Annotated in this window: 19 protein-coding genes and 2 pseudogenes; 1 reads left to right on the forward strand and 20 read right to left on the reverse strand. The window is 39.2% G+C overall.

Annotated features, from left to right (window positions below):
• Positions 1–317: 317 nt before the first annotated feature.
• From CE636_RS06800 to CE636_RS06880, 18 genes and pseudogenes are all read right to left on the reverse strand, one after another.
• On the reverse strand, positions 318–1,007 hold the full coding sequence (locus CE636_RS06800; RefSeq protein WP_244609904.1) for an acyltransferase family protein: 690 nt from the start codon (positions 1,005–1,007) through the stop codon (positions 318–320).
• Between the two features lie 19 nt (positions 1,008–1,026).
• On the reverse strand, positions 1,027–1,323 hold the full coding sequence (locus CE636_RS29400) for an acyltransferase family protein (protein WP_228258415.1): 297 nt from the start codon (positions 1,321–1,323) through the stop codon (positions 1,027–1,029).
• 321 nt (positions 1,324–1,644) lie between these two features.
• On the reverse strand, positions 1,645–2,811 hold the full coding sequence (gene ugd, locus CE636_RS06805; protein WP_004175261.1) for a UDP-glucose 6-dehydrogenase: 1,167 nt from the start codon (positions 2,809–2,811) through the stop codon (positions 1,645–1,647).
• A gap of 171 nt (positions 2,812–2,982) precedes the next feature.
• The gene (gene gndA, locus CE636_RS06810) at positions 2,983–4,389 is read right to left on the reverse strand and encodes an NADP-dependent phosphogluconate dehydrogenase (protein ID WP_017899714.1); all 1,407 of its coding nucleotides are present in this window, start codon (positions 4,387–4,389) and stop codon (positions 2,983–2,985) included.
• 173 nt (positions 4,390–4,562) lie between these two features.
• A pseudogene (locus CE636_RS06815) lies at positions 4,563–5,375 on the reverse strand (undecaprenyl-phosphate glucose phosphotransferase); the annotation flags it as partial.
• A gap of 57 nt (positions 5,376–5,432) precedes the next feature.
• The gene (locus CE636_RS06820; protein WP_077256550.1) at positions 5,433–6,401 is read right to left on the reverse strand and encodes an IS5-like element IS903B family transposase; all 969 of its coding nucleotides are present in this window, start codon (positions 6,399–6,401) and stop codon (positions 5,433–5,435) included.
• Between the two features lies 1 nt (position 6,402).
• Positions 6,403–7,035 (reverse strand): hypothetical protein, encoded by a 633-nt coding sequence (locus CE636_RS06825; protein WP_017899380.1) that lies wholly within the window; start codon positions 7,033–7,035, stop codon positions 6,403–6,405.
• A gap of 263 nt (positions 7,036–7,298) precedes the next feature.
• Positions 7,299–9,242, reverse strand: a complete 1,944-nt coding sequence (locus CE636_RS06830) for a Tat (twin-arginine translocation) pathway signal sequence (protein WP_223171686.1) — start codon at positions 9,240–9,242, stop codon at positions 7,299–7,301.
• Between the two features lie 32 nt (positions 9,243–9,274).
• Positions 9,275–10,531: an oligosaccharide flippase family protein gene (locus CE636_RS06835; RefSeq protein ID WP_071600386.1), complete on the reverse strand. Its 1,257-nt coding sequence runs from the start codon at positions 10,529–10,531 to the stop codon at positions 9,275–9,277.
• Positions 10,532–10,624: 93 nt separating this feature from the next.
• A complete protein-coding gene (locus CE636_RS06840; protein ID WP_017899378.1) occupies positions 10,625–11,434 on the reverse strand; it encodes a glycosyltransferase in 810 nt (269 codons plus the stop codon).
• A 22-nt stretch (positions 11,435–11,456) separates the two neighbouring features.
• Positions 11,457–12,563, reverse strand: a complete 1,107-nt coding sequence (locus CE636_RS06845) for a glycosyltransferase (protein WP_017899377.1) — start codon at positions 12,561–12,563, stop codon at positions 11,457–11,459.
• A 38-nt stretch (positions 12,564–12,601) separates the two neighbouring features.
• A complete protein-coding gene (locus tag CE636_RS06850) occupies positions 12,602–13,645 on the reverse strand; it encodes an EpsG family protein (protein ID WP_071600385.1) in 1,044 nt (347 codons plus the stop codon).
• Between the two features lie 32 nt (positions 13,646–13,677).
• Positions 13,678–14,616 (reverse strand): capsular polysaccharide synthesis protein, encoded by a 939-nt coding sequence (locus CE636_RS06855; RefSeq protein WP_017899376.1) that lies wholly within the window; start codon positions 14,614–14,616, stop codon positions 13,678–13,680.
• Between the two features lie 32 nt (positions 14,617–14,648).
• Complete coding sequence (locus CE636_RS06860; protein WP_017899375.1) at positions 14,649–15,590, reverse strand: glycosyltransferase family 2 protein; 942 nt, start codon at positions 15,588–15,590, stop codon at positions 14,649–14,651.
• A 169-nt stretch (positions 15,591–15,759) separates the two neighbouring features.
• Positions 15,760–17,922: a polysaccharide biosynthesis tyrosine autokinase gene (locus CE636_RS06865; protein ID WP_017899374.1), complete on the reverse strand. Its 2,163-nt coding sequence runs from the start codon at positions 17,920–17,922 to the stop codon at positions 15,760–15,762.
• 17 nt (positions 17,923–17,939) lie between these two features.
• Complete coding sequence (locus CE636_RS06870) at positions 17,940–18,374, reverse strand: protein-tyrosine-phosphatase (protein ID WP_017899373.1); 435 nt, start codon at positions 18,372–18,374, stop codon at positions 17,940–17,942.
• Between the two features lie 5 nt (positions 18,375–18,379).
• Positions 18,380–19,513, reverse strand: coding sequence for a polysaccharide export protein (locus tag CE636_RS06875; RefSeq protein ID WP_017899372.1), 1,134 nt, complete (start codon positions 19,511–19,513; stop codon positions 18,380–18,382).
• 147 nt (positions 19,514–19,660) lie between these two features.
• Positions 19,661–21,094 (reverse strand): capsule assembly Wzi family protein, encoded by a 1,434-nt coding sequence (locus CE636_RS06880; RefSeq protein WP_017899371.1) that lies wholly within the window; start codon positions 21,092–21,094, stop codon positions 19,661–19,663.
• Between the two features lie 266 nt (positions 21,095–21,360).
• On the opposite strand from CE636_RS06880, the gene CE636_RS28595 reads away from it, so the two are divergent.
• Positions 21,361–21,507: a hypothetical protein gene (locus tag CE636_RS28595; RefSeq protein WP_158512652.1), complete on the forward strand. Its 147-nt coding sequence runs from the start codon at positions 21,361–21,363 to the stop codon at positions 21,505–21,507.
• Between the two features lie 544 nt (positions 21,508–22,051).
• Here the strand turns inward: CE636_RS28595 and CE636_RS06885 are convergent.
• A complete protein-coding gene (locus CE636_RS06885) occupies positions 22,052–22,681 on the reverse strand; it encodes a phosphatase PAP2 family protein (protein ID WP_017899370.1) in 630 nt (209 codons plus the stop codon).
• 360 nt (positions 22,682–23,041) lie between these two features.
• Positions 23,042–23,970 (reverse strand): annotated as a pseudogene (gene galF, locus CE636_RS06890) (GalU regulator GalF).
• Between the last annotated feature and the right edge of the window lie 501 nt (positions 23,971–24,471).

A 24,471-nucleotide genomic window follows, 5' to 3' on the forward strand; every position in this document is an offset into this window, starting at 1 on the left:
CGCCCAAGTCATTATAGTCAATGGTGTTCATGATGATTAAAATATGCATAAATAATATGCAATCAATCAAAACACCAGCCCCTCAACACTATAAAATTGTTCAAATCTATTACCATCAAATAGTTGCATTAGAGATAAAAATATAAAAACAAACATTTTAAGAATTAAATATTGAGAAAAATAATATGCGTAAAAACCAAACTGGCGACACACTTCCGCCAGTCTGATAAAAATCGATTCTAATTCCCTTCAGCCTAAACAATTATACTTAGAATGCTTAATAAATTATACATAAATGATAGTAATAATAATTAAAATCAACCGGTAAAGATCACCTTCATTAGTTTGGATTTTGGGAAAAAGTGCATAACCAAAAATCTCTGTGTTAATGCTATAGATGTGCTAACAAAAAAAACCACTAAATACTTTAAGAAAAAATTAGTTTCGTTATTATATCTATAAAAATACTCTACAACAGGTATGTGCCATAAATATATCCAAATTGTATTAGAAGAAATAATAAGGATAATAGGCCACACGTTGCGTCGTAACATAAATAAATTAACGGCGTGGTATAATACCAACATAACAACGATAGAATATGCGATGTAATATAATGTAGGTGGGTATTTATAAGACTGCGGTCCATTCACCACCCCAAACATGAAATAATTTAACATCAAATAAAGACAAAACACTAGCAAAAATAACGAGAATACAAATATCTTTTGTTTGGTATTAAAAAGAAAGTAATTATACCCTAAAATGAAAACAGCACCGTAGGATATTGCTGGAAACAGCACATCATCAAAAACATGCGATAATAATTTCCCATGTTTTTCATATGGAAATATTGATAACAGTAAACTAAACAATAGTAAAAAAAGAACAATTATAGCGATTGAATACGAACTTGAATTTTTTGTCAAGTAGACGTATAAAGGTGATAAGATGGCTATGATTAAAAAAACTCTAATAACCCATACATATCCAAAGCCGTTTAACATATATGTTGATAGAATGTTTTTAACGGACAACAAGTCTAAGAAATTCACTGGCCTGAAAAGATAAATAGTCAAGAAGAAAAAAAACAAAAAAAATCCAGACTGGTAACACTAATCTCTTAAAGCGAGAAAATGCATAAGAAAAATAGCTTACATCTGCTTTTTTGGACAAAAAGTAAGAAACTCCTGATACAAAAACCATCATAGGAACATCAAATGTTCTTATCTGGAAAATAAGATTAGGCGGATTAACATGCGCAAGCATTATAAGTAGCAATCCACAAACTCTAAGAATATCAATCGTGACATCTCTCTGCATTAATTTTGCTCCATATTGAGGTAGAACAACACGCTTTTTATAAAACACTCATATTAAGAGGCTAATCAAAATGCTGCAAATTAATAAAATAAAATATTTAACATATTAAGAATTCTAATTTAAAAGACTAATCTAAGAAAGCAGTTTATAATTACCCATTAATGCTTAAAAACAACATCCCCATTGTCATTATGGTATATTCATAAAAAACCCCTCCCTTATTTTAGTCTAATACTAAACATACAAAGAGAGGAGCCAATTAATAAGCTACTAAAGTTAATTAGTTACTCTATATAAATAATAAATACAAAAATTTATAAATTAATCATTGCCGAACAGATCTCGGGTATAAACCTTATCGGCAACATCCGCCAACTCTTCCGCCATACGGTTAGAAATGATCACATCCGCTTCTTGTTTGAAGGCATTCAGATCACGCACGACGCGGGAGTTGAAGAACTCATCTTCCTGCATCACCGGTTCATAGATAATAACCGGAATACCTTTCGCCTTGATGCGCTTCATGATGCCCTGAATAGAAGAGGCACGGAAGTTGTCCGAACCACTCTTCATGATCAGGCGATACACACCCACCACTTTTGGTTTACGGGCGAGAATTGAATCTGCAATAAAGTCTTTACGGGTACGGTTGGCATCGACGATTGCCGCGATGATATTGTTTGGAACCGATTCGTAGTTCGCCAACAGCTGCTTGGTATCTTTCGGCAGGCAGTAGCCGCCATAGCCAAAGGACGGGTTGTTATAGTGGTTGCCGATACGCGGATCCAGGCATACCCCTTCGATAATCTGCTTGCTGTTCAGCCCCTGGCTTTCAGCATAGCTGTCGAGCTCGTTAAAATAGGCAACTCGCAGCGCCAGATAGGTGTTCGCGAACAGTTTGATCGCTTCTGCTTCAGTGGAATCGGTAAACAGGGTCGGGATATCCTGTTTAATCGCGCCTTCTTTCAACAGGTCTGCAAAACGTTCGGCGCGCGCAGAGCGCTCACCAATGACAATGCGCGATGGGTGCAGGTTGTCGTACAGCGCACGACCTTCACGCAGGAACTCAGGAGAGAAAATAACATTATCAATCCCTAAACGTTCTTTGATGTCACGGGTGAAACCAACGGGGATGGTCGATTTAATGATCATCACCGCGTTCGGGTTGATCTCTGTGACATCGCGAATAACCGCTTCAACCGTAGAGGTGTTGAAGTAGTTAGTTTTGGGATCATAATCGGTCGGCGTCGCAATGATCACGTAGTCGGCATTACGATAGGCGTCGTGCTTGTCCGTGGTGGCACGGAAATTTAACGGTTTTTCTGCCAGATATTCCTGAATCTCTTTATCCACAATTGGAGAGATCTTCTGGTTAAGCATATCCACTTTGGCCTGTACGATATCCAGGGCAACTACTTCATGGTTTTGCGCAATCAGAACACCATTAGATAAACCTACATAACCTGTACCGGAAATAGTAATTTTCATGATATTACACTTTAATCAGTTAACTGGATGAGGGCTAATAGTCTTGAAATAAATCCTATAGTAATTTATTTTTATTAAAAAAAAACACCATTACATAAAAATAACTAACAAGGAGAAGGATATTGTAATTTAAGGCCCTTCCAAATAAAGGGCCTTAACTTTTGCATTTATTTAATCATTCCACTCTGTATGATATGTACCTTCTTTATCAGTACGCTTATAGGTATGCGCACCAAAGTAATCACGCTGAGCCTGAATCAGGTTAGCTGGCAGAACTGCAGAACGGTAGCTGTCGTAGTAGGCAATGGCGGCAGAGAACGTCGGTACCGGAATACCATTCTGCACGGCATAAGCCACGACATCACGCAGCGCCTGCTGATAGTCATCAGCGATCTGTTTGAAGTATGGCGCCAGCAGGAGGTTAGCAATGCCCGCGTTTTGCGCATACGCATCGGTGATCTTCTGCAGGAACTGTGCACGAATGATGCAACCCGCGCGGAAAATCTTAGCGATCTCTCCGTAGTTCAGATCCCAGTTGTATTCATCAGAAGCAGCACGCAGCTGAGAGAAGCCTTGAGCATAGGAAACGATTTTACCGAGGTACAAAGCGCGACGCACTTTTTCGATAAATTCAGCTTTATCACCGGCCGGCTGAGCCTGCGGACCACTCAGCACTTTCGAAGCGGCTACACGCTGGTCTTTTAGAGAAGAGATATAACGAGCAAAAACGGACTCGGTGATCAGAGACAGAGGTTCGCCGAGATCCAGTGAGCTTTGGCTGGTCCACTTACCGGTACCTTTGTTTGCTGCTTCATCAAGAATAACATCAACGAGGTATTTACCCTCTTCATCCTTCTTGGTGAAGATATCTTTTGTAATGTCGATCAGGTAGCTACTCAGCTCGCCTTCGTTCCATTCGGTGAAGGTTTGCGCCAGTTCTTCGTTGGAAAGTGCCAGACCGCCTTTCAACAGCGCATAAGCTTCAGCAATCAACTGCATGTCACCATACTCGATGCCGTTATGAACCATCTTCACATAATGGCCAGCACCGTCCGCACCGATATAGGTCACACATGGCTCACCGTCTTCAGCAACGGCAGCAATCTGCTTCAGAATTGGAGCAACCAGCTCATAGGCTTCTTTCTGCCCACCAGGCATGATGGAAGGCCCTTTCAGAGCCCCCTCTTCACCACCGGAAACACCGGTACCGATAAAGTTAAAACCTTCGGCAGACAGTTCACGGTTACGACGGATGGTGTCCTGGAAGAAGGTGTTGCCGCCATCAATGATGATGTCGCCTTTATCAAGGTAAGGCTTCAGGGAATCGATGGCGCTGTCGGTGCCAGCCCCGGCCTTCACCATCAACAGGATTCGACGTGGTGTTTCGAGGGATTCAACAAACTCTTGTACTGTGTAGTAAGGGACCAGTTTCTTGCCTGGGTTTTCGGCAATCACTTCTTCGGTCTTTTCACGGGAGCGGTTGAAAACGGAGACGGTATAACCACGGCTTTCAATGTTCAGCGCAAGGTTACGCCCCATCACAGCCATACCGACAACCCCGATCTGTTGCTTGGACATTACATACTCCTGTCTGGTGTGGTCACTGCGACACGTTCGCAGCTTAAATATAATGATAATACTAGCCCAAATTAGAAAGGGCTCATAGTAAAAAATCATACGGTAGCACAATGTCTAAGTTTTGTGCTAGAAGGCATACAGAAACCTGTATCATTATTTAATGAAATAATATCTTAGTAGGCAGATTTATTAATAAAACCTTTAAATACAGTAAGAAATATAATTTTTATATCTAGCCAGATACTCCACCCTCGGATGTAAAGTAAATCGTATTCTATGCGTTTTTCCATTTTTTCAAGGGTATCTGTCTCTCCACGCCATCCATTAATTTGTGCTAACCCGGTTATACCTGGTTTAACTTTATGACGAAGCATATATCCCTGTATTAATGAACGATACTGTTCATTATGAGATACAGCATGAGGTCTGGGTCCGACAACAGACATTTGCCCAAAAAGAACATTGAAAAACTGAGGCAATTCATCCAATGAAGTGCTACGAAGAAATCTACCTACTTTGGTGACTCTTACATCATTTTTAGTAGCTTGAATAATTTTATCATCATTTTCCATTACGGTCATTGAACGGAATTTCCAGACTTTAATTGGTTTACCATCCATTCCATATCGAACTTGTCTGAAAATAATAGGGCCTTTAGAGGTGGTTTTTACAGCAATAGCAATTACCAACAAAATTGGAGATATTAAAACCAAAATGATGAATGAAACGATTATATCTTCCAATCGTTTGAAGACCATATTAATTCCATTCAGCGGTGAATCAAAAAGAGGAACAACGGGTACGCCATTTATCTCTTCAGTTCTGGATTGGAGAATATTAAAAGTGAATATATCTGGAATTAATAATACTGAACATGTAGTATCGGTTAATTGACTTACGATGTTTTTTATTTTAGATTCATCTTTCATACTCATTGCAACATAAACGCGATCTATCTTGCCTGCACGTGCTTCTTTAATTAACTTAGGCTTTGTTGAATAAATCAGATTTCGGGTAAGTCTCCCCCGTAGCGGGTTGTGTTTTCAGGCAATACGCACGCTTTCAGGCATACCTGCTTTCGTCATTTTGTTCAGCGCTCGTACCAGGGCCATAGCCTCCGCAACCTGACCATCGTAGTCACGCAGCGTCAGTGAACCCCCGAACAGCTGTTTTACCCGGTACATCGCCGTTTCCGCTATCGAGCGACGGTTGTAATCTGTTGTCCATTTCCACCGCGCATTACTCCCGGTCATTCGCTGATTAGCCACTGCACGGTTACGGTCTGCATATTCACCGGGCCAGTAACCCGCACCTTTTCGGGGAGGGATAAGCGCGCTGATTTTCTTACGCCGCAGTTCATCGTGACATAGCCGGGTATCGTAAGCGCCATCGGCGGCGGCTGACCTGATTTTCCGGTGGGTTTGCCGGATTAACCCGGGGAAGGCCTCTGAGTCCGTCACATTGTTCAGCGACAGGTCAGCGCAGATGATTTCATGTGTTTTACTGTCAACGGCGAGATGCAGCTTACGCCAGATACGACGGCGTTCCTGGCCATGCTTTTTGACTTTCCACTCGCCTTCACCGAAGACCTTCAGCCCGGTGGAATCAATTACCAGGTGTGCGATTTCACCCCGGGTGGGCGTTTTGAAACTGACATTAACCGACTTTGCCCGCCTGCTGACACAGCTGTAATCCGGGCAGCGTAGCGGAACGTTCATCAGAGAAAAAATGGAATCAATAAAGCCCTGCGCAGCGCGCAGGGTCAGCCTGAATACGCGTTTAATGACCAGCACAGTCGTGATGGCAAGGTCAGAATAGCGCTGAGGTCTGCCTCGTGAAGAAGGTGTTGCTGACTCATACCAGGCCTGAATAGCTTCATCATCCAGCCAGAAAGTTATGGAGCCACGGTTGATGAGGGCTTTATTGTAGGTGGGCCAGTTGGAGATTTTGAACTTTTGCTTTGCCACGGAACGGTCTGCGTTGTCGGGAAGATGCGTGATCTGATCCTTCAACTCAGCAAAAGTTCGATTTATTCAACAAAGCCATTAACTTATCAACACCACCTGCATATGGTACATCCCCATAATTAGAAAGCTCATTATAAGGCTCATCGTGATATATGCCTTTAACTACAAAACCTAGCCAAGGTTCTTCGTTGAAGCTTTTAAGTAAATTAATTCCGGCTGGGAGGGTGCCAACAACGGCTACATTTCTAGTGTTGTATCCTAGTTTTCTCATCAAGCCGGAAATAATACGGATAAAAAGTCGGCAAATAAAAAAACCAGCATTAACAATTAAATACCATTGCATAAATAGAATAAGCTTGAATTCAAGGCAGTATTTAATGATATATAAGCCTAAAGCTATTAACGAACTTAAAGTCCAGTTTTTTAGTATTAGAATAAACTCCGTTGAAAAGTTAACACCTCTCCATGATCTGTAAAAATCAGTTATACCACCGATCATTTGAAAAATAACTAGTGATATAAGTGTCATCATGGCATGAGAGGTCTGAAAGGTCAAGGCATTAAAAAAACAGACTAAATAAAGCCCCATTATGATTATTAATATATCAGAAAATCTTTGAGCCATTGAAATCAAGGAGGCGTTAGCGTTTGAACGCGACCGATTGTAAAATGTAGCCATGCAAAATCCTTCCTATTTGGTACTCAAGGCTGTATATGGGAGGTTAGAGTTAAGATCTATTATTGAACAAAAAGGTATTTACAGTGATATATTGATTAATTAATACCGCTTGATTAACTCAATAAAATTGAAAAAGTCTCTGTCAACCATAATTATAAATAATATCGACATGCGTAATAAAGTTAAGGATGAACATTATAAATGATTCGTGTAAATCAACTTTAACATACGATTCAATAACTGTATGCATCTATGCTGCTCATCTATATTTCCCAAACAAAAATTTTTTTAAGATTAATAACATTTTCAATTTTCCCAATGTGCCATCTAACTTTGAAATAACAAGCACAAGGAGGAGCTTGTTTTTGAAGTGGCCACACCGGAAAAGTATCTATCTTTGAAATATTAGGTAACATTTCTTCAAATGACTTTAACATATCTTGAAAGGATACATTAACAGATTCTTGAAGAATTTGCTTCTGATTATAATCAAACCAAATATATTGTGTTTCTATATATAATTGTTGATTACTTTTTAAGGTTTCATTTTTATCTGAAAAACCAAGAAATAATACTGCTGCATATGAATGCAATTGGGTACAGGGAAGGAATTCAGTTTGATTTAGAATAAAACTTGCAATCGCAGTATTATTTATTACTCTTAAATTTAGAGAAAGATCATGGTCAACTTCTGCATTAATTATATCTGAATTGGTATAGGAGAATTTTTCTTCGTTAAAATTCTCAATACACAGCATTAGTTTATTTTTAGAGATAGGTTTAGGATGTTCACCTTGATAATTAATAATCTTCAGATCGCCATTAGCCTTAGGGTTCATCCAAAAAATATTTTCGTTAAAAGGTGGAATGACTTGACTAACATTACCCGACTGATTCAATACTACTTGAACACCTTTAAAATGATTAAAAAAAGGTCTACATATAGAGTTAGCCGAAATTATTGTATCATTAACTATCTTAACATGATTACCATCACCAAGTGTACTCATTATGTCTGTATTAAATAAAGAGACTACACAATTACTAATTTTTTTCGTATCATTTGAGTTAATGACATAACCATCGAATCCCTCCATATGACAATTAATAATCCGTAACTTAGTATAAGAAGCGTCTATATAAATATAGTCACCGAAACAATAGTCAAAGCTAACATTAGTAAAGTCGATATTAAATCCTGGTACGCTTATAAAAACATGAGCTCCTTGCCCTCCACCATAGATTACGCAATCAGTAAATGATATCCTTTCTCCTGCATTATTAGATTTGCGGTCAAATATATCTGAAACGCAAATATTTTTATAGCTACCAGGCCCAAATGTACAATACGAAAAGGAACATAAGAAAACATCAAAAGATGTTAATTCAAGCCCAATTGTTCCTCTTTTGATATGTACATTGGACATCGAAATATTACAATTGGAGAAACCATTACGTCCATTTTCTTTATCAGTGTTACCTATTCTAAGAACAACTATATGTTTCTTGCTACCTGGAAGCGGACCTATAAATGTAAACCCGCCGCCCATTGTTGCTGATAATATCTCACCAACTAATAATTGTTGATCATAATTAAATTTGTAGCCTTTTATCCAGAAAATAGGAGAGTTCATTTCCTCATAATCTGTGCCATCTATAATCACTTGCCCCATGGCTACATTTTTAACAAACGGGGGGCAAATGATACCATTTGTTATCTTGTATTTGCCTCTCGGTATTTCTATTGCTGGAAGAGCATAAAAATCAATTAATTGTGAGGAGTATATCAAAAAATCTATAGCATCTTGCCATGATTGTGCGATGTCATCACCATCTTTTATTTCAGCCCATTCTAAATTTATATTCTCATTGTTAAGAAACCGCTTATATCGTTTTCCATCTTTCGTCACAATAGTTAGCCAACCATTATCTTTGGCTACCTTATCTTTGGAGTCTAGTTTATACGGAATGTAATCAACACTCCCAGTAGGTCTTGTTTTTTTAATGTAAATTAATTCAGATTCAATCCCATTTTTTTTACGTAATTCATTAACTGAAGTAAAATAAAAATTAGAAGCTTCAATGTTTTCCTTATGCGAACTACACTCCATATGAGTGACAGAGTTTTGTCCGAAACTTTTATTGATAAAAAAAGAAAACACTGATGCAGGGAAAATGGTTTTTAATACACCTCTACGAGTAAACATTTTTTCCACCATTTAGTAAAAAATAATTCAGCTTATCTCAACTTAAGTAGACATGTATCCTTGTGAAGTTTTAAAACCAAGCCGTTTTTAAAAAAGTAATTGAACAATGTTAGCGATATAAACTCAGTAGTTAAAGTCGCAAACGCAGCACCTTTTACACCACCGAAATATACACATAGCAGATTTAAAAATAAACTAGTGATTGCCACTGATAACATTTTCTTTGAAAGATATAAATATCCAGAGTATTTTGCAATAAATCTCGCAGAAACTGTGCCTAAAGCGGCTATAACAGTTGAGATACATAGTATTCTTAAAGGTTCAACTGCATCATGATATTTCGCCCCGTAGAAAAAGTCAATAAAATAGCCACCCAGTAAATATACACCAAGAACAATTGGTACAGAAATCAAAATAACTATGATGTTCAGTTTTGCTGTTTGCTTTAAAGCATGTTCTTTATTATTCTCAGAAAAAATTGACGGGAGGGTTGATACAATTATCGAATTTAAAATAAAAGCCCACGAAGTTGCAAGAGTTGATGCTACTGAGAAAAGACCTACTGCAGAAGAACTATAGAAAAAACCTAAAATAAAGATGGATAATCGAGTATAAATTGCTACCGAAACGGATGACAATACAAATGTCGATCCTGCCTTCAAAAGATAAATTTTATATTTTTTTTGATATCTTGGTGAAATTTTCGTTGACGCGTTATTCGTTATATAAACTATATACCTAATAGAAAACGGAATTAAAGCCGCAAGAATTATGGGGATTACCAACCACAACGGATTCAATTCAAAGAATGCAATAAACCATCGAACTAAAAGTGAAATAATCAAACCTACGATATTGATTAATGTGTTAACTTTAGACTTAAGTAATGCATCATAGTAAATTGCATATACATCTAGAGCTTGCAAAAGGCATGCAATAAAAGCTGCTAAAACATAGTAAAAACCGGAATGATGATTATATATGAAACTATATAATAAGACCGGAAGTGAAAATAGTAAATATATTGACACCCTCAATGGGAGAGTAACATTAATTAAATTAACTCCTGATGACACTTTCCTACTAATTCTTTTAAAGATCAATACATCTGATCCTAGCTGCGAAATTATTTGAACAAGCTGAAAAATTGACATTGCCAAAGCAATATCACCAAAAATAGTGGGCCCAACATACTTAGCTACAAAAGAAGTAACAAAGATTAACCCGAAGATAGAAATTATTTTCTCTGACATCATCCAAATTGAATTAGAGATTATTTTTTTATTCAAAATAATTCCTCAATGTATAAATTTCAAGTCTCAAAAGACTCATCATATCCAGCTGAAATTTTAGACCAAACGTAAAAAAGGCAGATGTAAATATTATTTTTTTAATAACGTCCGAATACGATTCGTATTCTCTCTGCTTACAAAAAGGATAGCTAAAGTTCTCAATATCCCATAAATGGGAAAGAATCCAAATTTGATTATTTTAAAATACTTTAATTGCAATTTTAATCTATTTTTGATTTGTGTTTTTCTTTTCAATGATGAAATACTTAAAAAGTTTACTTCATAATTAATTAGTACTTCAGGCAAGTTATGCACCTTTCCAATAGACATCAACCTAAAGAAAAGATCATAATCTTCACATGACTTATATATCCCTTGATATCCACCAATTTTTATCAGTGAATCACTTCGCATCATAACAGAAGGATGTATAAACATATTATTCAAATACATTTTTTTTCTAATATCCGCATCCTCAACAGGTAATTTACTAATAAATAATTCTTTACCGTCAATATCAATGAATCTGCCCCAAGTACCAACTAGTACGCAATCTGTATTTTCTTCCAGATAGCTAACTTGTTTTTCAAATCTATTTGAGGGTCCATAGTCTCCGATATCTAATCTAGCAATATATTTATATTCAGTGGATAATATGCTACTGCCTATATTTAAGGCATTTTCGATGCCTTTGTTAATTTCTAAACGTTTTATTTTGAGATTTATATATCTACACAAAGCTTGCGCAGTCAAGCTTTCAAAAGGTATTTTACTACCATCATCTATTACTAGAATATTAGCATCAAATGGGATGCTGGAGAATGTTTTCTCTATATTTTCTAGGTTATCATTGTATGTCGGTATCAATACTGCATATTTGTTAATCAAGTCTTTCAACATATCGCCCCCTTAAAAATAGCTCTTATTGGTAAATTTTAATTACTTTTTGATTCATATTTGTATCTGTATACTCTTTCTTTAAATTGGAAAGTGCATTATTACTCATACTATCAAGATCATATTTATTAATATTTATCAAAATATCAGCTAACTCTTCATAATGTTCAGTACGAAAAAGTATGCCTGATACACCATGCTTGATTATTTCTTTGAAAGGACCGATATCACTTGCAATCACAGGAACACCATAACTCATAGCTTCAAGCGGAACCATTGCAAACCCCTCCCATCTACTAGGGATAATAATTAAATCTGCGCTCTTATACTCATTACGTATTTTATCCGCTGATAGCCATCCAGCGTAGTCAATATTTATTTTACCTTTCGATTCTATTTTTTGTTCACTATTACCATCGGCTACAAAATCTCCAATTATTTTGAAATTTATATTATAAGTATTCTCAAAACTCATAAATAATCTGAGGGCATTATGTAAGATATCTATACCTTTTTGATAATCAAAGCGACCAACATAAATAGCTTTTAATGTGTCACTTTTAATTTTTAAACTTATATCTGGTATTTCCACACCATTATGTATCACTTCCATTTTGTTTTTTGGTAATCCGGCCAATAGCCCTTGGTCATACTCATATTTACTCACGCATATGATTTTATCTGTAATTCTACATAATAAGTTCTCTACCCCAACATATAGTTTCTTTTTAAAACCATGGCAATTCATGATAAATGCAAACGCATGTGGACAGTATACAACTCTTGTCTTTGGCCATTTAAGCAATAAGAAAATAATGACTCTACCCAAAAAGCCTGCGAAGGTACTATGTAAATGAATAACGTCCGGCTTAAAGTTAATAATATTTCTTGCCAATCCTATTGAAAATAATAGTGAAGCACTTATTCCTCTTTTATTTCGTTCAAATGTATATATTTTTTCTTTTTCGATACCAGTTATAACATCTGCATGCTGCGCAGGAACAAAACAAATTACATCGTCAATTTCATTATTTTCTCGTTGATATGATACTAAACTATTAATAACGGTCCCCACGCCACCTTTCACCGTTTCGGCAGCATGCAATACCTTTAATTTTTTTGGGGTCAACATTTTATTCCTTATTCAACCTTAATCAATTTTTGAAACATTCAAAAAATTCTAAATACACCATTTAGTTCATATGGATATATCGAACCAAATAAAAAAGTTGTCAACATGAAATATATAACACTTAAAATACCAAAAATTAGATAGATGAATGCATTATTAAACCTTTTCAAAATCACTGGAATTAAAACTACTACATAAAAAATGAAATAAGTGATAATGCGTTGTGGCCCTGAGGGGTCCGTACTTAGTGCTGCAATTGGTATTAATGCCATAACACCACATAATAATAACTGTTCAAAACAATTATAATCTTTATTAACTTTCCTTTCCTGCCCACCAAAAAGATAAATAAAGGATGCAATAATTACATAAAATGCCACAGTATATAGACCACTGCCGTTTTTCGTCATTGCACTCGTGTAATTAGAATACCGATCATTTGATTCGGCAAGAATGTTAATAATGAACGAAGACCCTATTAACGATATCAGAAAAGCGGATAATAGCTTTATCTCTAATTTAACGTTTACGTGACAAACAAAATACATAGGTAACATAACCCATGCTGATATATGAAACGTGGATGCTAAAGCGATTATTATAAAATACTTTAATAATTTTTTTTCTAATAAATATTTAATAGCAAACACACATATAGATACAGCAATCATTTGCCGAACAGGATTGAATAAAGCTGTATAGAAACCAAAGGTTATATATATGAATAACGAAAGAACATAGTTGGTAGAGTATTTACGCATGAATAGCAGCACAGGGAATACAACTATCATGGCTACTACTGCAAAATACCAAGAATAGTCATCAACTAACTGAAGCAAACAATTAACAACAAATTGATAACCATATTCTATATTCGGATCATATTCAAATCCATGAGTAACATTGCTGATCCTAAATGGCAGAGTATATATTGGTGCATCAGTCCCAATATAATATGCTCTCATAGCAGCAAAACTGACTAATATGCAGCAAGGAACCCATAAAGCATTACGCTTTAAGTTTATTTTTTCTAATCCAGCCCATGCGCAACAAACGAATAGTACCAATAAATACGGAAGCATTTTACTCACCTAAGAGATATTGTCATTGGTGCTTATTTAATATACTTTTCGTAATACGTACCTTCAGATCTATGAATGAACTGTTCAATATTTTTATAACTCATTTTGAAAATTTTAATTTTATCATTTTCAATTTTTAGATCATCCATTTCATTCAATTTGTTAAACATTATTTTTGACATCAAAAATGAATTTTCGCCATACTTTGGTAGATCATCGATTTCTCTTTTAAATTGTTCAAATGATACATATGTTAGCAAGATGAGGTAATCAATTAAGAAATAATCTATTAATATATCATTCTCTTCCCAATAATCATAGAATATATCTCTGATAAAAACCGCATATTCACTATTTTTTGGAAATTTTAGAAAGTTACCTGACCATCTTCCTGCTGGTACAAACTCATTAGTATTTTCACTGTTTCCAGCAAGAGTAAAGAACGATGCTTCATTAATATACTCAGGTAAAGGTTTTAGAGTTAGGTATGTTGAATCTATCCATAATCCCCCATGTTCCGCAAGCAATGCAAATCTGAGTATATCAGAGAAATGAGTTTTACTAATCAAACCCTGCTCAGTTTTTATATGTATATGCTTAGGTATTTGCACATATTCCTTATAGTTATCCCAAGTGATAATATAAACCTCAAATTTTTCCGAATTATATACTTTGATATTTTCAATGCATTTTTTTACAATATCAGGTGCGTTATCTTCACCTTGCAACCAACATATCCAAATTTTATTTACTTTATTTTTATTTTCACCTTGATACTGTTTTACTGACGTAGATAATTTAAAGGTCTTATCTAACCACCTCATTATATTTTTATCTTTGACTTTTTTGATGGTAAGATAAATATGTCTCGGAAAAATCTTGTATCTTGTTAGTAACTTTGAAGACTTTAACAAAAGATCCGTCATTTTAAAAATAAATAATTCAGACTTTCTAAGCTTTACATTATTCATAACAATCCTTTAATGCTGAATTTGCATATAGTTTATTTCTTTATTTTTTTGAAAAAGGCACTAGGGTTATAATATAAATAAAACATGCTCATTCCTATTTTTTTCCGAAAATTAGTGCTCTGCCCTATTATTCGTGCAATTATTTGGATAGGAAAAGTATAATTCTGTCTAGATACAGAATAGCTTTCTTTTATCTTTCGAGCTCTTTTTTTATCAAGACATATATATAAATCGAGTAATATTCTATTTATCATTGGCGCAAGTTTTTTACTTGTGAACAAGTTCTTATTCTTTTCCCAAAAACCCAGCATAGAATGAAATTGAGTTTCTTTTAAATTTCTTTTTCCATTGCCTAAATAATAATAAGTACTGTAACTATCTAAATATGATGCCTTCAGACCACTATTCAAAACATCTAGAAAAAACTGATAGTCCTGATGCCTTGAAAGAGATTCATCAAAAAGGATACCTGCCTCTAATAGTTTTTCTCTACAGAAGAAAAAAGAACTAGTTTGTGGCGGGGAGTACAAAAGCACATCAAACTTATTCTCTAATAATTCAGGATTAGTCACTTTCCTGATGGTTTCCACACCATCGTGAGAAATATTAATAATATTTGAAAACACAAAATCCGACTTATTATTTATCAACGAACTCAATGCCTGTTCCAGATGACAGCTTTTCCAGAAATCATCAGCATCAAGTAAAGCTACAAACTGTCCAGTACTCGATACAATCCCCACATTCCTTGAGTATGCACCATTCATATTATTAGTATTTCTGATATATTTAATATCTATATTTGTTTGTTCTTTTATTTCGCTAATAATTTCTTGAAGGTGTGTGCTATCATCAGAAAAATCATCAATAATAATTATTTCATGAGGTTGATGACTTTGGTTAATTGCATTTTTTATTGCCCTAGCTATTGTTTTAGAGTCATTGTGGTATGGAATAACGACAGAAATTTTCATTTACTTCCTTCCCGTAAATAACATTTTGTGTTACAAAGCGCAACTATTAATATTGCTTTGTGCATGTCTTAATATAATTGAGATATACAACAATGTTCAATAGTTTAAGACAACAGATAATATTAAATGCCATCTTCCTCAAGATGGCATTTAATTTTTACGTCAAATGCTATTTATCTTCTCCGTAGTTATAACCATAGTGGTTATACCCATAACCATAATAACTGCTAGCTTTCTTAATAACACCATTAAGAATGCAGCCTTTAACTGTCACGCCACTTTGTTCAAACCGTTTAAAGCTAACTTCAATCTCCTTAACGGTATTTTGCTCGAAGCGTACAACAAGCAAAGTTGTACCGACATACTGCCCAATAATCGCTGCGTCAGTTACAGCTAATATTGGAGGCGTATCTAAGATGACGATATCATATTGACTATTAGCCCAAATTAATAACTCATTCAATCGTCGATGCATTAATAATTCAGCCGGATTTGGAGGTACAGAACCTCTTGAAATATAATCAAAACCGCAAGAATCGATCTGCTTTATAGCTTTTTCAAAAGCTATTTTACCCGAAAGAACATCAGATAGTCCATTCTCATTATTTTTATTAAAAAGCTTGTGCGTATATCCTTTACGCATATCAGTATCTATGAATAATACTTTTTTACCTGTTTGAGCAATAATTGCTGCAAGATTTGAACTTACAAAAGTTTTTCCTGCATTTGGGCTGGCTCCTGATATCATCAGAATATTGTTTCGCGCTTCCATCATTGCAAAATGCAGGCTTGTCCTAAGACCACGAATAGACTCTATTGCTAAATCCGCAGGATTTTCTATAGACAAGAAAGTTGTATATTCTTTTTCATTTTTTTGTGTAAATTGTCTGATCTGACTTGCTTTTTTTACAGAATTTTCTGCGACAGGTATACTTGCATAGACACTAATGCCAATTTCTTCAAGCTGTTCTGGGCTTTCAATTCCTCTACGTAGAAATATTCGTAAAAACACTAATGACAATGAAACCATCAGACCCAACACAAATCCTACTGCTAATACCAAAATCTTTTTAGGCTTGACGGGTTTGGGCTGCGATACTGCATTATCGATTATTCTTACATTCCCGATAGCGCTTGATTTTGCTATATTAAGCTCTTGCTGCCGATTAAGTAATTGCATATAAACAGCTTGCCCAGAATTAACATCTCTGCTTAATCTCAAAATTTCCTGTTGAGTTTTAGGCATAGCTGTAACTCGTTGATTTAATTTTGACTTTTCATCTTGAAGTGTTTTCCTCTTCTCCATTAGAGCTTTATATGTAGGATGCTCTTTTGTATATAATTGTGATATCTCTGATTCCCTGAAGGTTAGTTCATTTAATTGATTGTCGACATTAACGATTTGATCTAACACTGACTTAGCTTCCAATGATAAATCAACAGAATCCTTTTGCCGGCGATATTGATTCAGCTTATCTTCTGCTAAGTCTAAATCACTTCTGACCTTAGGTAACTGAGCATTTAAGAACTCTAAACTTTTAGCATCTTGGGCTGCTTGTCTTGCAATATTTTGAGCAAGATAATTATCACTAATGCTATCTAAAACCTGTTTCAAATGCTTAGGGTCTTCACCTCTCAATGTTAATGTTAGTATTCCAGTGTCTTTTCCCTGATCAGTTACTGAAAAAGATTCTTGCAAATCAGTAATGGCTTTTAATTTTGAAATATAACTAACAGTGAAGTCTGAACCTTCATTTGCATCTATACGATCAATCTTTAAAGCTATTCCATCACTATCTAATAAAACACCAACAACTCCGTCAATTTTTTTTCCGTTATACTCAACTGTATAATGTAATTTATCCTTTACAGTTAAATTTAGCTCAGGTAACTCCTTATCTGAAGATGGTAAGTATAACCTCGTGATAGTCAAATTTTCTGGTTTGTGGCCAATTAAACGAGCCCATCCACGACCAAAAATAGGAAAGTAATTCTTCTCGGCTATAGCCTGAAGATTTAGATCATCGACTGTTTTTCCTAAAATCATTCTGGATTGCAATAGTGCGATTTCAGGCGCTGATTGTGGCTGACTATCAGGAAGCATTTGACTTAAGCTATTAAGGATGGCATTACCTTGCTTTTGTTCTACTTGCAATAAAGCATCAGCCTGATAGATTGGAGTAGCAAATAATGCATACAGTAACGCAATGAAAGTAAACAGCGCTGTTACTGCGATTATAAGCTTACGATGGTCAATCAACTCCCCTATGATGCGACCCAGATCTATTTCATCAGCGTCTTTATCTAGCTTTTTATTTTTAATTAATGGCATGCAATTATTCCTGATAATTATCTGCTTAACTTTTCAACCCAACTTTGACCAGCTTGATCAATTAGCTGGAAAACAGAGGCAAAAGCTTCGTCACTTTTTCGATACGGATCCGGGATTTCTTTATGATTCAGCCATTGTCCAAATAGCATTACCTTTCCTCTTGCTTCAGGTGCTATTTTTGCAATCTTCTCAAGGTGATATTTTTCCATCACTAATATTAATTCATAGTATCGGGCTAAATCTGCTGTAAATTGCTGTGCACGATGTCCCTCAAGGGATAACCCATTAATATTTGCCACCTTTTCAGCGCTTGCATCTGCTGGATATCCAACTAGAGCACCAGTTCCTGCGGAGTCAATTTTTTTATTAGGAAATTCTCGACGTAGATATCGTTCACCCAAAGGTGATCTACAAATATTGCCAGTACATACAACTAATATTGAGTCAAACATATTTTTTACCAAGTTCTAATAAATTTACCCGTTTCTGTCATGTCATGCACACCAGAAATTGTTGGAACAAGTTGTGATATCACGCGATTCCAGCGAACAAGAGGAGCGGTAGTAACATAGACAATGTCATAGGGTTGTAACTGGAACTCTGTACCCAACACCATTGCTGAAGCATCTTGGGCATTGAGCTGATAAATGTTAGCAATTTTACCTTGCTTATCACCTTTTAGCTGACGAATAACAAATACACCAGTAGCATCACTAAAAGCTTGTGACATACCTTCTGCATTTCCTAACGCTTCCGCGACGGTCATACCGCTGCGGTCCATTTTTAATGTACTTTGTTTTCCAACCTCGCCCATCACAAATACTTTCAAGTCATCATTGCGCGGTACAAACAGTATATCGCCCGGAAAGAGTAAATGATTCTCTGTCAAATCTCCTTTTTGCATTAATGCGTACAAAGATACCTTTGTATCTTTTCCGTTATGCGTTAATACAACATTTCGCCAGTCAGCATCTGGAGCGAGCCCTCCCGCGGCATTAATAGCATCCATTATCGTCAATGGAATATTTGTAATAGGCTGCTGCCCTGATTTTATAACCTCGCCTGTGACGTAAACTTTCTGAGAGCGAAAGGCAGCAACACTAACGTCAACTTGTGGGCTTTCAATATATGTTGTCAGCCGACTAGCGATATCCTGACGCACTTGGCTAAGAGTCTTCCCAGCAACTTGTACTCTACCAATATATGGGTAAAAAATTGTACCATCGGAATTAACCCAGTTACCGGTGTCGCTGGCGCTACGATATTGACCTGCAGGTGTTGTTAGCTCTGGGTGATCCCAAACTGTTACCATTAATACATCGCCGACCCCAATGCGATATTCATAACTACGCAGTAAATTATCTAGTTGTGGGTTTGGACGAGCGAGCACAGTCTCCGGACGGAGTTGCTCGATCAGGCCCGGCGTCATCGGGTAAACGTTTACCAGTTTATCCAAATCGTAATCACTGTCCGGAAGCTCCACTACGTTCTTCCGCAGACTATTTAATCCCTGACCAGGGATAATTGTACAACCCGATAAAAACCCAATAGCCAACGCTAATGCCGAAAATCTAACAAGTTTTTTCTTCATAATGTCACATCATCAGTAAACCAAAATTTGCCAATTCCTGAGCAGCTGTCATAGCCGTTGCTTCCCTGCCGGCCTATGGAGAGATAAAAGCTGACTGCGTCCTGCAGAGGCTACCACCCTCTCTCCCCCTGTTTTCAGCATTCAGCCTTATAAACTAAACGGTATCTCTATCCCTGCACTGGCCCCAACGTCATCGCTGTCACTGTTGTTAGCGTTGGTGTACCACAGTGAAGTATTCAAACGGACCGACTGATAAACATCCCCGCTCCAGCCCAACTGCACACCTTTCAAGGTGTCTGAATGAGGGAATGCTTTATTAATTGGTTGATCTTTTGGATTTACCTTGGCATATACCAAACGCGTACTCCAACGCTGATTGTCCTCTGTTATCAGTTCAACCTTACTAGCGACAAGCTGGCCATCCCCCCCCATCGCATCTCCCAGAGGATAACCCTGCTGATAGTAACCATCCGTATAAATATGGTGGGTATAACTGTAACCAATGCGGCTCATATTAGTTCGCGTATCATGAGCTTCTATATACCAGTTCACCGCGTCTTTACCCCAGCCGTGGTGCCCTTCAATCCCGCCGAGGAACATGTTTGCCGATGGAAGATAACCAGACTCATCCTCGCCGATCATTTGTCCGTAGAAGCTCACAGGCCAGCCTAAGGTCGGCTCAAGTTTGAACTTAAAGTCAAATCCGGCCAACTGGTTTCCCGGCTCGTTATCCGTTCCGGTATTGTCTTTCCCGGTAAAGCCATCCCAGAAGCTGCTGAAGGATTGCGGGCGCCCTTCCCCGCCCCACTGCATAATGCGCGACGCGCCTAATTCTAAAGACTGGAACGGTGTGAAGGTAAAGCGTCCGCCGATAATTTTGGCATGAGGCACAGCGGTATATTGATTCATCTGGCTGGCGGAGATCTGGTACTGCCACGGGCCTACCCAGCGCAGCCACCAGGTTTCCGGTGCCGCCTGCTCTGCGCGCTGCATCAGGAAGCCCGTCATCGGCCGCATCGCATCCCCGCGGATCAGGCTGCCTTCATATCCAGGCCCCCACCACTGCGGTACCTGGCCAAAGGAGAGCCACTGATTCCAGAACTTCACCGCGCCGTAGGCACCGTTGGCGTTGAAGCGCGAGCCATTGCTGATCCGCTCTCCCCCTTCGACGTTGCCCTGGAGGTGTACGTCCCACCACTCGCCGCTGTTGTTGAACGCCAGGCCTAACGAATTATCTGCCGGCTGCGTCTGGCCAAACCCCTGCGGAGTGCCCGGCTGGTCGGTTGAGGTGTAGCCGGTAACCCGGAAATCGGCTTTTAACGCTGACAGTCGCTGATTGATACGGGCCAGCACCACTTGCTCAGAAGAATAGGACGGTTTAGCTTTTTTTAGCGCCCGGGCGATCTCTTCCTGGCTCAGCGGCCACGTCGACAGGCTCAGATGGATGACCCCGCGATCGGAAAGCCAGGCAAGGTCATTTCGCAGATCGTTATCATTTACTACTAACCCGGCCGCGTAAGCCTGGGCTCCCAGTGAGGAAAGCAAGCCCAGCGTCACGGCAATGCGCGCAATTTTTATCATTGTACAAGATCCATTTTCAGCCCCGCTGTCGTATCTCAATGAGAATGAGGGGAATACCAAGATAGAAAGCGCTCGCGGCACCAGCTGACTTCACTGTGCAACACCGGCGAGGCAAGTACAGTTACCCTAAGCTGCTTGTCACCCTTATCACATCCACCCAGCTCACAATGTAGGCGAATTTTACCGTACAGGCTATCGATGTGATCGGAAAGTTGGTGTATAGGTGATATCAGCAGCTTCGCCTGACCTCTTTATGAGGATATCTGATGAGCATGATTGATATCTTTGGCGCTGATCACCCAGAGTATGTCGATTTTTATAGCCGTTCAAAGAAAGTGTTTTGTGTTGCAGCAGGCGGTTTCAGCGACGCTACCGCCCCTGGCTTAACAGCTACCAGCGCACTGACTACCTGAACGGCGTATTTAATCGGCCTGTGGGTGATAAATTGGTCAGGCCTTTATTTTTTGCGGCGTTAAGTCTACGGGATTTCGGTCACAATTGGGAGTCTTGCTGCCGAATATCTGCCAATTAATGCTGCTTGCCCTTTTATAGGCGAAAATAAGCGGATCAACGCTTAAGATTATTCACTACGTTAAACGGCCAAACAGTGTTACGTTGTTGCCACACTATCAAGCATGAAGCTAACCATCTGTAAAACAACACATTTTACGGAAAGGTCGCGACATTCAAAAATCAGATGATGGCGTCTAAGTCAACTACAATTTCTAATAGTTTCCTGGTATCAGAATATTCAGCAGACGTGCTCCAGGTCCTTTCTCAGTGCATTTAAGAAACGTCTCATACCTGCTATATCCAGACAAATATGCAATAACAATGTAGTAGCACTTCATTATTTCATAAATATGAATTATCAATTGCCTGTCATATAGTAGATTATTTTCTTATTTGTCTATTTAACCGGCGAAAACTTAATTTCCCCTGTAAAACAAATGGCGATTACCAGACCTGCTTATGTAGATCAGTTCGAGTAAAGGGTTTATCCAGCGGCCCAATTGCAGTGGCGATTTCCCCAAGCAGGGACTGAGTCGGCGCTTTATTGCCGCTATGCAACAGGATAAGGGGGACCATCACCAGGCACGCGACGCCGCCCCAGGAAATACTCACGCTTTCCGAATGGGTGGTACGTTTTTGCAGCAGCAGGAATAATGCGCTGCCGGCAGCGCCGAGCAGCAGGCCAGCGATCACTTCCGAGACGGAATGCGCATGAATGACCAGCCGTGAATACCCCACCACAGCGGCCAGAATATAGCCGGTGGCGACGGCTGCTTTTTGCACACCCGCCGAAAAACGGGCGCTAAGCAGCCATAAGAAGATAGGCCAGAAGGCCGCGGAGAGCGCAGAGTGGCCACTGAAGCCGGTGTAATCCAGCTCGCGAATGCCCAGACCCCAGCCCATAAAGGCCAGTTTGGAGGCGCAGACGATAGCGCCGGTGATGCCGAACAGCAAACTCCACTGCCACGCCAGCAACCGCGACGTTTTACGCAGCATCAGGACAATAAACAGCGCCGCTGCGCTGGGCAGCAAAACGGTGCTATCGCCAAAAAATGAGATGAGTTGCCAGTTCATATACCTGTGATCCTTCGATGATGTCCACTGCCGTGCTCAGGGATTATCCGTAATGTCTGTACCAGCTCGCATGCCAATTCATTTCACATTTTTATGCATGCAAGTGAGATGTTTAAAGCGGAAACATGATCGCAGTCAAGTTTTATTTTTGGCTGACGTTGACCGCTTTCCCTTGGCTTTAGGAATTGTCGCACTAAGTGACTATTCATAAAGCATTATTGCCGCTACTCCGACCATTGCACCACAGAGGCCAGAGACAAACTACCAGAAGTCTCCGAAGCCATACGTTTCTTTACAATCGTTATAACATTCACGTTATGAATAAATTTTGCATAACGTTATGGGCGGCAGGACGGATGTTCAGAGCCTGCCGCTCGGTCTCAGGCTGGCGTTCAGGCCAGCAGTTTTTTAATGCTTTCGCGGAATTTGGTACCTTCTTTCAGGTTACGCATTCCGTAGGTGACGAAGGCCTGCATGTAGCCCATTTTCTTACCGCAGTCATAGCTTTCGCCAGTCATCAGCATCGCGTCAACGGACTGCTTGTTCGCCAGTTCGGCAATGGCGTCGGTCAGCTGGATACGGCCCCATGCGCCCGGCTCGGTACGTTCCAGTTCGGCCCAGATATCCGCCGACAGCACATAGCGCCCCACCGCCATTAGATCGGAGTCCAGGGTCTGCGGCTCGTCCGGTTTTTCAATAAACTCGACGATACGCGCCACCTGGCCTTCCGCCACCATCGGGTCTTTGGTCTGGATGACGGAGTATTCGGAGAGATCCCCCGGCATGCGTTTCGCCAGCACCTGGCTGCGGCCGGTCTCGTTAAAGCGGGCGACCATGGCGGCGAGGTTATAGCGCAGCGGGTCCGCGGTACCGCCGTCGAGGATAATATCTGGCAGCACCACGACAAACGGATTATCCCCGACTACCGGGCGGGCGCAGAGGATGGAGTGGCCCAGACCCAGCGGCTGTGCCTGGCGCACGTTCATGATGGTCACGCCCGGCGGGCAAATGGCCTGGACTTCCGCCAGCAGCTGACGCTTCACGCGCTGCTCAAGCAGGGCTTCCAGCTCGTAGGAGGTGTCGAAGTGGTTTTCCACCGCGTTCTTCGAGGAGTGCGTCACCAGGACAATCTCTTTGATCCCGGCGGCGACGATTTCATCAACGATGTACTGAATCATTGGCTTATCAACGATCGGCAGCATCTCCTTTGGAATTGCCTTTGTGGCCGGCAGCATATGCATGCCTAGTCCTGCGACCGGAATAACCGCTTTCAAATTCGCCATATTCATCTTCACCTGTTTGGTTGCAAAACACGCAGTTATGCAAAATTGTACATGTCACAAATCCATTGAAACTGATAATACACGGATACTGCCCGGGCATCTGCCCGCCAAATTCTTAAATTCACTGTCACGTAAAAGAATACACACAACTTCCATTTACCAACAGTTAGAGCTGAGAATAATCTTATTTTCGTTCAGGTTATTCAGCGGCTCGTTTCCTGCACCACACCATGTGGCGGAGAGGCGCGCCAGGCGGGCTTTCCGGGGCGCCGGGCCCGCCACGCTGTGCCTGTGCCCGCAAAGAATAGATATAGATAATAAATTTCGCCAGACAATATATTTCAGCATAAACAGCCAGATATGGTGACATATTACCGCAATTCGGCGTCTATGAACTGCGTTCTGCCCTATTCTGCGCTCACTTCATAATATGAATTTTGCCGGTTTTGTGAGCGGGCTTCGCGCTTCGCTTCTCCTGTGCGCATCAATGCTCGCCGTAACGAACCG

Source organism: Klebsiella sp. LY (assembly GCF_004010915.1).
Taxonomy (GTDB): Bacteria; Pseudomonadota; Gammaproteobacteria; order Enterobacterales; family Enterobacteriaceae; genus Klebsiella; species Klebsiella quasipneumoniae.

Bases quoted from the DNA above. Each gene is read 5' to 3' on its own strand.
- CE636_RS06855 (WP_017899376.1), bottom strand. From the start codon at position 14,616: ATGAATAATGTAAAGCTTAGAAAGTCTGAATTATTTATTTTTAAAATG.
- CE636_RS06845 (WP_017899377.1), bottom strand. From the start codon at position 12,563: ATGTTGACCCCAAAAAAATTAAAGGTATTGCATGCTGCCGAAACGGTG.
- CE636_RS06850 (WP_071600385.1), bottom strand. From the start codon at position 13,645: ATGCTTCCGTATTTATTGGTACTATTCGTTTGTTGCGCATGGGCTGGA.
- CE636_RS06825 (WP_017899380.1), bottom strand. From the start codon at position 7,035: ATGGCTACATTTTACAATCGGTCGCGTTCAAACGCTAACGCCTCCTTG.
- CE636_RS06800 (WP_244609904.1), bottom strand. From the start codon at position 1,007: ATGTTAAACGGCTTTGGATATGTATGGGTTATTAGAGTTTTTTTAATC.
- CE636_RS06870 (WP_017899373.1), bottom strand. From the start codon at position 18,374: ATGTTTGACTCAATATTAGTTGTATGTACTGGCAATATTTGTAGATCA.
- CE636_RS06875 (WP_017899372.1), bottom strand. From the start codon at position 19,513: ATGAAGAAAAAACTTGTTAGATTTTCGGCATTAGCGTTGGCTATTGGG.
- CE636_RS06860 (WP_017899375.1), bottom strand. From the start codon at position 15,590: ATGAAAATTTCTGTCGTTATTCCATACCACAATGACTCTAAAACAATA.
- CE636_RS06880 (WP_017899371.1), bottom strand. From the start codon at position 21,094: ATGATAAAAATTGCGCGCATTGCCGTGACGCTGGGCTTGCTTTCCTCA.
- gndA (WP_017899714.1), bottom strand. From the start codon at position 4,389: ATGTCCAAGCAACAGATCGGGGTTGTCGGTATGGCTGTGATGGGGCGT.
- CE636_RS06885 (WP_017899370.1), bottom strand. From the start codon at position 22,681: ATGAACTGGCAACTCATCTCATTTTTTGGCGATAGCACCGTTTTGCTG.
- CE636_RS28595 (WP_158512652.1), top strand. From the start codon at position 21,361: ATGAGCATGATTGATATCTTTGGCGCTGATCACCCAGAGTATGTCGAT.
- ugd (WP_004175261.1), bottom strand. From the start codon at position 2,811: ATGAAAATTACTATTTCCGGTACAGGTTATGTAGGTTTATCTAATGGT.
- CE636_RS06830 (WP_223171686.1), bottom strand. From the start codon at position 9,242: ATGTTTACTCGTAGAGGTGTATTAAAAACCATTTTCCCTGCATCAGTG.
- CE636_RS29400 (WP_228258415.1), bottom strand. From the start codon at position 1,323: ATGCAGAGAGATGTCACGATTGATATTCTTAGAGTTTGTGGATTGCTA.
- CE636_RS06865 (WP_017899374.1), bottom strand. From the start codon at position 17,922: ATGCCATTAATTAAAAATAAAAAGCTAGATAAAGACGCTGATGAAATA.
- CE636_RS06840 (WP_017899378.1), bottom strand. From the start codon at position 11,434: ATGTTGAAAGACTTGATTAACAAATATGCAGTATTGATACCGACATAC.